Source organism: Stenotrophomonas sp. NPDC077659 (assembly GCF_050268705.1).
Lineage (GTDB): Bacteria > Pseudomonadota > Gammaproteobacteria > Xanthomonadales > Xanthomonadaceae > Stenotrophomonas.
On sequence record NZ_JBNNHG010000057.1, the window covers coordinates 14,148 to 22,845 of the forward strand.

Annotated in this window: 6 protein-coding genes and 1 pseudogene; 4 read left to right on the forward strand and 3 right to left on the reverse strand. The window is 67.0% G+C overall.

Annotated elements, in window-relative coordinates; genetic code table 11:
- Positions 1-104 precede the first annotated feature (104 nt).
- Positions 105-1,235 (reverse strand): metallophosphoesterase, encoded by a 1,131-nt coding sequence (locus ACQKDV_RS10305; protein ID WP_427783658.1) that lies wholly within the window; start codon positions 1,233-1,235, stop codon positions 105-107.
- Positions 1,236-1,308: 73 nt separating this feature from the next.
- Positions 1,309-1,758 (reverse strand): winged helix-turn-helix transcriptional regulator, encoded by a 450-nt coding sequence (locus ACQKDV_RS10310; RefSeq protein ID WP_427783659.1) that lies wholly within the window; start codon positions 1,756-1,758, stop codon positions 1,309-1,311.
- 125 nt (positions 1,759-1,883) lie between these two features.
- Here ACQKDV_RS10310 and ACQKDV_RS10315 point away from each other — a divergent pair, with 125 nt between their 5' ends.
- Complete coding sequence (locus ACQKDV_RS10315) at positions 1,884-2,759, forward strand: MFS transporter (RefSeq protein ID WP_427783660.1); 876 nt, start codon at positions 1,884-1,886, stop codon at positions 2,757-2,759.
- Positions 2,760-2,889: 130 nt separating this feature from the next.
- Here ACQKDV_RS10315 and ACQKDV_RS10320 read toward each other — a convergent pair whose 3' ends face one another.
- Entirely contained in the window at positions 2,890-4,305 is a 1,416-nt protein-coding gene (locus tag ACQKDV_RS10320; RefSeq protein WP_427783661.1) for a diguanylate cyclase, read from the reverse strand.
- 286 nt (positions 4,306-4,591) lie between these two features.
- Between ACQKDV_RS10320 and ACQKDV_RS10325 the strand changes: the two genes are divergently transcribed.
- The 3 genes and pseudogenes from ACQKDV_RS10325 to ACQKDV_RS10335 form a co-directional block, all read left to right on the forward strand.
- Entirely contained in the window at positions 4,592-6,841 is a 2,250-nt protein-coding gene (locus tag ACQKDV_RS10325; protein WP_427783662.1) for a TonB-dependent siderophore receptor, read from the forward strand.
- 176 nt (positions 6,842-7,017) lie between these two features.
- Positions 7,018-7,997 (forward strand): annotated as a pseudogene (locus tag ACQKDV_RS10330) (cation diffusion facilitator family transporter).
- Positions 7,998-8,085: 88 nt separating this feature from the next.
- The coding region (locus ACQKDV_RS10335; RefSeq protein WP_427783663.1) for an IS1595 family transposase at positions 8,086-8,698 on the forward strand (613 nt) is incomplete at its 3' end.

Sequence of the window (8,698 nt, forward strand, 5' to 3'; positions counted from 1 at the left end):
CCGCCTCTCCCTCCAACAGGCCCGTTGTTTTTACGCTCCTGGCCCCGGGGCGGTTGGCTCCCCGGTGCCCCCCCCGCTTGGAAAGCAGTCGAGCAAGCTCGACGCTACCGGTCATCCTGGCCGGGCACGCCCTCGGCCAGCGGCACGCGCGTGCCGTCCAGCAGGCCGCGGCTGAGCCTGCCGTTCTCGATGAACAGCAGTTCGCCGTTCTCGCCGTTCTTGATGCTGCTGTCGATGGCAATCACCCGTCCACCATGGAACGTGCTGACGTGCGGCATGGAGGTGTGGCCGACGACGATGCGCTTGAGATGCAGCTGATCGAGCACCGCCTGCACGCCGTCGCTGTCGAGCTGACCATCGAAGTAGCCCCGGTACCAGATCGGGCTGGTCCTGCCGTCATACAGCGGCGCGGTGGCCGGGTCCGCTTTCACCTCTGCGTTGGGCAGTCCCAGCGACGCCTGGTAGGCCACGTTGGTGCGTGCCGGGTCCAGCGCCAGCTGGACGGCTTCGGGCGAGATGCCGCCGTGCAGGAACAGGGTGTCACCGATCTTCAGCAGTACCGGGCGGGTACGCAGCCACTGGCCGATCACCGAATCGGGACCGTACAGCTGCGGGTAGCTGCGCCCGAGCAGCTGGGCGCTGCGCAGGTACTTCGGGTTGACGTAGCGCAGGTCGTCGTACAGCACCATGGTTTCGTGGTTGCCCAGCACGAAGTGCACCGCGCCACCGGCCGCGGCTGCCTGTTGCTGCAGGCCGTACAGCAGCCAGAACGTTTCGGTCACCTGCGGGCCCCGGTCGAACACATCGCCGGCAATGACCAGGGTGTCCGTGCCCAGCGCCCAGCGGTCCTGTGCGTCGACCACCTTGTTGGCGCGCAGCAGCCGTACCAGCAGACCGTATTGGCCGTGGATGTCGGACAGCGCGACGATGCGAGGTACCGGCGGCAGTACGGAGACCGAGGCGGCATTGGGTGCGGCCACGTGCACGGTGTGCTCAAAGCCGCAGCGTGCTGCGATATCGCTCCCCGCCGTGCTGATGGGCAGGGTGCGCGACTCGACCTTGTCCGCACAGATCCACTTCGCCTGCAACTGCTCGCCGTTGCGGAACACGTAGGGGCCATCGGCCTGTACGTGGTCAGCCGGTGCGGCGACCTCGCGGGCCTGCGTGGTTCCGGCCGCGCAGGCCAACAGTGGCAGCAGCAGGGCGGTCAGCAGGGGAGGGTGATAGCGCGACATCGGCGGCATCCAGCAGCGGAAAGATCCGATGCTACCCGGCGCTGGCATTCCCTGGTGTGCGCGAATGGGCGGGTCAGGACCCGCCGCCAGCATCCTGGAGCTTGCGCACGTGCGTGTGGGTGGCCTGCAGCGGATCGCCGTTGCGACCGTGTGGCTGCATGTAGGGCAGGGGCCGCCGCGTACCCGATTCGATCAGTTGTGAATGGGGCTCACCGGCCTCGAAGCAATGGCGCTCACCCCACTGGCGCAGCGCGACCAGCAGCGGAAACAGTTCCAGTCCGGCGGCAGTGAGCACGTATTCCTGGTAGGCCGAACCGTCGGAGGCCGGCTGCAGCTGCAGGATGCCGGCATCGACCAGCCTGCGCAGCCGGTCGCTGAGGATGTTGCGTGCAGCACCAAGGCTGCGCTGGAAGTCGCTGAAGCGGGTGACGCCGTCGAACGCGTCACGGATGACCAGCAAGGCCCAGCGATCACCGAGCAGATCGGCGCTGCGGGCGACAGGGCATTGGCTGTTGGCGTGCATGGCAGGTTCCGCTGAAGGTAGTTGCAGTTTAAAACCAATGCCACTAATCTTCACCAAGTTGCAAAACGAAACCACATTCATGGGCGCCATCCCCGTTCCCCGTTCCCTGCAGGTGCTGCTCGCGGTTGCCGCCGCTGGCGCAGGCCTTCGCACTGGATCGGGCTGCGGCGGGCGCGGTGGTGGCGGCGACCCAGGCCGGCAGCGTGCTGGCCTTGCTGGGATTGCTGCCATTGGCCGACCGCGGTGATCGTCGCCGCCTGCTGCGTCTGCAACTGCTGGCGCTGGTGGCGGCGGTGCTGTGGCTGGCGGCCGCGCGCACTGCCGGCTGGCTGCTGTCGGGCATGCTGCTGGCCGGCTTGCTTGGCACTGCACTCACCCAGGGCCTGATTGCGTACACCGCGACGTTGGCGCCGGTCGAGCAGCGTGGGCGCGTGGTCGGCGCCGTGCAGGGCGGGGTGTTCATCGGCCTGCTGCTGGCACGCGTTGTATCGGGTGGGGGGGCCTCCGCGCTGGGCTGGCGCGCCGTCCATCTGCTGTCTGCCAGCGTGACAGTGGTGCTGGCGCTGCTGCTGTGGCGGCGCCTGCCCGCGCTACCGGTGCCGGTGGTGCCGCCGCGCTGGCGCGATCTGCTGGGCTCGATGTGGGGCATGTTGCGTACTGATCGCACGCTGTGCGAGCGTGGGCCGCTCGCTTTGTTTCTGTTTGCCGGGCTCAACGTGTTCTGGGCGGCGGTGCCGCTACCGCTGTCGGCACCGCCGTGGTACTGGTCGACTGCGGCCATCGGTGCACTCGGCCTGGCCGGGGGGCGGCGCATTGATGGCTGCGCGGGTCGGGCACTGGATGGACCGTGGATTCGCGCATCGCGTCAGTCTCGGCGCGCTGCTGCTGATGCTTGCCGCCTGGTGGCCGCTGCCGGGCCTTCCGCAGTCGCTGGCGCTGCTGTGGTGGGCGGCGTGGCGGGTGGCGGCGTTCAATGCATCGGCCGCGGTGCGAAGGAGTAGAGTCGGCTGTCGGTAGAGTCGACTGTTCGTCGACTGCTCTTCGTTCCAACGGCGAAAAACCTGGAGCTGCGCGCGATAGTCGACCAACAGCCGGCTCTACACGCCAACGGGATTTTTCATTTCCGTCGGTTCACCGCTGCAATGCCCGCTGCCCCTGTGCATCCTGCAACGCGTCGCTGGCCACCACCACGCGGTTGCGGCCGCTGCGCTTGGCCTCGTACATCGCAGCGTCGGCACACGCCATCAACCGCTCGTAATCCGGATGACCATCGTAACCGGCCACACCGATGCTGGCGGTCAAGGCCAGCACCTGCCCGTTGGCCAGCGCCACCGGCGACTGCGCGATCTGCCGGCGCAGGCTTTCGGCAATCACTTCCGCCTGGGATTCGCTGGCCGCGACCAGCACTACCACGAATTCTTCGCCGCCATAGCGGAACAGATAGTCGCTGCCGCGTGTCAGCTGCCCCAGCAGGCCAGCCACGTGCTGCAACGCGCGGTCGCCGGCATCGTGGCCGTAGCCGTCGTTGATCGCCTTGAAATGGTCCAGATCGAGCAGCAGCAGCGAGAACGGCGTGCGATTGCGCGTGGCCAGCTCGATTTCCCGGCGCAGCACGGTGGGCAGGAAGCGCCGGTTGAGCAGGTTGGTCAGTGCGTCGCTGCCGGCATCGAGCTCGCCGATGCGTTCGAACAGCAGCGTCATCAGCGCGCGAATGCTGGCGAGATCCTCGCGGATCGACGGCAATGTCGCCAGGCGCTGCGCAGGGTCATCGAGCGCGGCGCGCTGCAGGCAGCCGTCGATGCGCGCCATCAGCCGGCCGACCTGCTGGGTCTCGCTGCTTTCGCCGAAGCTGGGGATTCCCTTGTGGGTGAACCACAGGCCGAACTCGGAGGTGGCCAGGCTGGCGCTGTCGCTGCCCTGCACATGGCCGGCCAGCGCGTAGAGCAGGGCGTTTTCCCAGTCCAGCAGCAACGCGCGCTGGCGCTCGCGTTCGGTGCTGACGTTCTGCACCAGCGAGAACAGCCGGTACGCAGCATCGGTACGGCTGGAGCGTTCGCGCGCGTGCGTGTAGGCCAGGGTCATGCCTTCCACGGCGATGTCCATGATCGCACTGAGGCAGTCGATGGCGGCGAAGGCGGTGGCGCTGTCCGGTGCATCGTCGCGCAGGCGGACGAACAGCTCGCGCTTGAGCACGCGCGCGCCACGGGTCACCAGATCGACCGGGATGCCAACCCGCGCATGCACGTCGCCGATCACCCGCTGTGAGGCGACGGTCGCGGCGATGCCGGCGGCGTCGGTGGTCAGCAGCTGCACCAGCCAGCGCTGCATGGCCGGTTGCAGGCGTTGCTTGACCTGCTCGTGGGACAGGAAGCGACGTGCGCGGCCATCCTGCAGCAGTACTTCATAGAAGCGCTGGGCCAGCGCCGGTGGTGCGTCCGTGGCGGCCGCGCGCAGCAGGGCGGTGGCGGCAGGGCCGGCCTGCTGCAGGCAGTGCTGCCACGCCTCGGCCAGCGGCTGGCTGGCTTCATCCAGTTGGGGTGTTTCCACGTCGATCTCTGGCTGCGTACGGCAAACCGCGGGTATCGGCCGCGGTGGCGTGCGGTTGATGGCGGGGTAGCCGGGCAGTTTACGCGCGTTGCAGGGTTGCACGGTGCGCAAAGCGCACGTGCGCCGCTGCAGCAATGAATGAACGCATTTGAGAATCACTCGCATTCGTGGGAGAATGCGCGCACGGATCGGGCCGCAGGCGCCCTGCAGCGACGGTCCGCCTCCCCCTCGTCGTTGCCTCAGCCCTTTGCCAGAGGCCCCGTTGCCCTGCCAGAAGGTCCAGATCATGTCCCCTGCCGTTGTCCTTTCGCCGCGCCCACTGGCGCTTGCCGTTGCCGCCCTGCTGGCGGCCAGCGCCCTGGCCGCCCGGGCCGAGACCGACGCCACCGATATCGACACGGTGCACGTCACCGCCTCGCAGATCGCGCGCCAGGCGCTGGGTACCTCGACCATCACCGCCGAGGACATCGCCAAGCGCCCGCCAGCCAACGACATCGCCGAGCTGCTGCGCACCATGCCGGGCGTCAACCTGACCGGCAACAGCGCTTCCGGCCAGTACGGCAACAACCGCCAGATCGATCTGCGCGGCATGGGGCCGGAAAACACCCTGATCCTGGTCGACGGCAAACGCATCGGCGCACGTGACGCCGTGCGCATGGGCCGTAGCGGCGAGCGCAACACGCGCGGTGACACCAACTGGGTGCCGGCGGAGATGATCGAGCGCATCGAAGTGCTGCGCGGTCCGGCGGCAGCACGTTATGGCTCCGGTGCCTCGGGTGGCGTGGTGAACATCATCACCAAGCGCCCGACCGGTGACCTGACCGGTGCAGTCGACCTGTACGGCCTGGTGCCCGAGCACAGCGCCGAAGGCGGCAGCGAGCGCGTCGGCCTGCAGTTGAGCGGCCCGATGACCGATACGCTGTCGTTCCGCCTGTACGGCAACCTCAACAAGACCGACGCCGATTCGCTGGACCTCAACCGCCAGTACGCCACCAACCCGAACGCGGTGCCGCCGGCCGGCCGCGAGGGCGTCAAGAACCGCGACGTCAACGCGCTGCTGCGCTGGGACGTGACCGCCAACCAGGTGGTCGAGTTCGAGGCGGGCACCAGCCGCCAGGGCAACATCTACGCCGGCGACCGCGCGGTCAGCACCACCGGCACCTCCACCGGCGTCGACCTCGCGGCGCTGGCCGAAGGTGAGGCGGAGACCAACCGCATGTACCGCAACACCGGCGCGATCACCCACCGTGGCCGTTGGGGTGATGTCACCTCGCGGGTGACGGCTGCGGTGGAAGCGGTGAACAACTCGCGCATCAACGAAGGTCTGGCCGGTGGCCCGGAGGGCAGCTTCAACGGCACCGACTGGTCGACCTCGCGCCTGCGCAATTACCAGCTGGACGGTGAAGTCAGCTTCCCGACCACGCTGGGCGGTGCCGAGAACATCTGGACGGCGGGCTTTGAATACCTCGACAGCCGCCTGACCGATCCGTACTCGATGAGCCAGTCCAGCAGCAGCGGGGGCGGCTTCCCGGGCCTGTCGGCTGATCGCGCGCGAGGCAAGGCCGATGCGCAGACCACCGCCGTGTTCGTCGAAGACAACATCTACCTCGGTGAGCGCTGGATCGTTACCCCGGGCCTGCGTTTCGACCACCACAGCCAGTTCGGCAACAACACCAGCCCCAGCCTCAACGCGCAGTTCCGCATCAACAGCGACTGGGTGGTGAAGGGTGGTATCGCGCGTGCGTTCAAGGCACCGAACCTGTACCAGTCGAATCCGGATTATCTGTACTACACCCGTGGCAACGGTTGCCCGAATGCACTGCCGAGTCTGGGTGCCGGCTGTTACATGCGCGGCAACGCGGACCTGAAGGCGGAAACCAGCCTGAACAAGGAAATGGGCATCGAGTGGGCGCCGCAGAGTGGCTGGCAGGCGTCGCTGACCTACTTCCACAACGATTACAAGGACAAGATCCAGGCCGGCTACGACCAGATCGGCCTGACCGCCGATGGCCGCGGCCGCATCTTCCGCTGGGAGAACGCACCGAAGGCGATCGTGCAGGGGCTGGAAGGCAACCTGGTGATCCCGCTGCTGGGCGAGCAGGGCAGCCGACTGAAGTGGAGCAACAACTTCACCTACATGGTCGAGAACGAGAACAAGACCACGCGCCAGCCGCTGTCGGTGATCCCGAAGTACACCATCAACACCATGCTGGACTGGCAGGCCACCGACAAGCTGTCGCTGCTGCTGACCGGTACGTTCTACGGCAAGCAGGAACCGGCTACCACCAACATCAACAACGATCCGCGCTGCACCGGCACGTGCGATCCGTTGATCGCACTGCAGGACCGCGGTGCCTACAACATCTGGGGCGTAAGCGCGCGCTACAAGGTGACCGACACGGTCAGCTTCGGCTTCGGTGTGAACAACCTGGCCGACAAGCGCCTGTTCCGCGAGGCCAACAGCAGTGATGCTGGTGCGGCGACCTATAACGAGCCGGGCCGCGCGTACTGGGCCAGCCTGCGCTTCGGGTTCTGACCCCAGGCCGGCGTCGTTCGGCTGCGCTCGCCAGGCATGGCTTGGCGCTACCCCGGTAGCGCCGGGCCATGCCTGGCGTCATCGGTGGGGCGTGGATTCTGCAATGTTATAAACACCGTGATAGTTTCCCCACGGCCGCCAGCGTAGCCTGCCTCCATCGCAAAGGAGCTGTTGCCATGGGCCACGACCACGACCACCTGCCGTCCGAGATCCGCCACGAGAAACCCTTGTGGTGGGCACTCGGCCTGACCTCACCTTCCTCGTCGTCGAGGTGGTGGGCGCGTTCTGGACCAACAGCCTGGCGCTGCTGTCCGACGCGGCGCACATGGCCACCGATGCACTGGCGCTGATGATCGCGCTGATCGCGGTGCGGCTGAGCCGGCGCCCGCCGGATGCGCGCCGCACCTACGGCTATGCGCGCCTGGAAGCGCTTGGCGCGATGATCAACGGCGCGATGCTGTTCGTGGTTGCCGGCTACATCCTGTGGGAAGCTGTCGGGCGCTTCAGCAAGCCGCAGGAGATCGCCTCCACTGGCATGCTGGTGATCGCCTCGGTCGGCCTGGTCATCAACCTGATCTCGATGCGCCTGCTGCAGGCCGGCAGCGGCGAGAGCCTCAACGTGAAGGGCGCCTACCTGGAAGTGTGGGCCGACATGCTCGGCTCGGTGGCGGTGATCGCCGGTGCGGTGCTGATCCATTTCACCGGATGGAAGCCGATCGACCCGATCCTGGCGGTGCTGATCGGCCTGTGGGTGCTGCCGCGCACCTGGGTGCTGATGCGCGAGGCGATCAACGTGCTGCTGGAAGGCGTGCCCAAGGGCATGGACGTGGCCAAGGTGCGCGACAGCCTTTCGGGGCACGACGCGGTACTCGATGTGCATGACCTGCATGTGTGGGCGCTGGCCTCCAGCACGCCTGCGCTGACCGCGCACATCGTGATGCGCGACGGCACCGACGCCGATGCGCTGCGCCGTGAGCTGGGTGGTCGCCTGCATGATGATTTCGGCATCGAGCATGTGACGTTGCAGATCGAGGCCGACCACTGCGGCGAAGCCTGCGGTGAGCCGGCGCCGGTGAAGGGCGGCGAGCACGAGGGCCATGAGGGTCACGACCATGGCGAGGATGCGCAGGGCCATCGTGGCCACGTGCATCGTTGAACCTGATTAGCACGATGCTTCAGCGCGGTCGCAGCTGTTGAGAAGGGCGAGGTACAGGATGGTGATCTCACTCTCGGGAGATCCTCCAATGGCCATGAATCAGGTGCAGTTCCAGAGCGGCCTGTCGTTGCCAGCGTTCTTGAAGCGCTACGGCAGTGAGGCGCAGTGCGAGCAGGCGCTGCAACAGGCACGCTGGCCCAATGGCTTTGTTTGTCCGCGCTGCCAGGCCACGGCGTTCACGCAGTTTGTCTGGTGCGGGCACAGGTATTGGCAGTGCGTGGCCTGCCGCCGGCAGACCAGTCTGCGCTCGGGGACGTTGATGGAGCAGAGCAAGCTGCCGCTTCGCACCTGGTTGCTGGCGATGTATCTGTTGGGCCAGAGCAAGACCAACCTGTCTGCACTGGAATTGATGAGGCATCTGGGCGTGAGCTATCCGGCCGCGTGGCGGATGAAGCACAAGCTGATGCAGGCCATGGCCGAGCGTGAGGCCAAACGCCGGCTGGGTGGCGTGGTCCAACTGGACGATGCCTATCTGGGCGGAGAACGTAACGGCGGCAAGGCCGGACGCGGCTCAGAGAACAAGCGCCCTTTTGTGATTGCCGTGGAGACCACTGATGATGGCCGCCCATTGCATGCGGTGATAGATCCCGTTGCGACCTTCAGCAAGGCCGCATTGGCACAATGGGCCGCCCGGCGGTTGC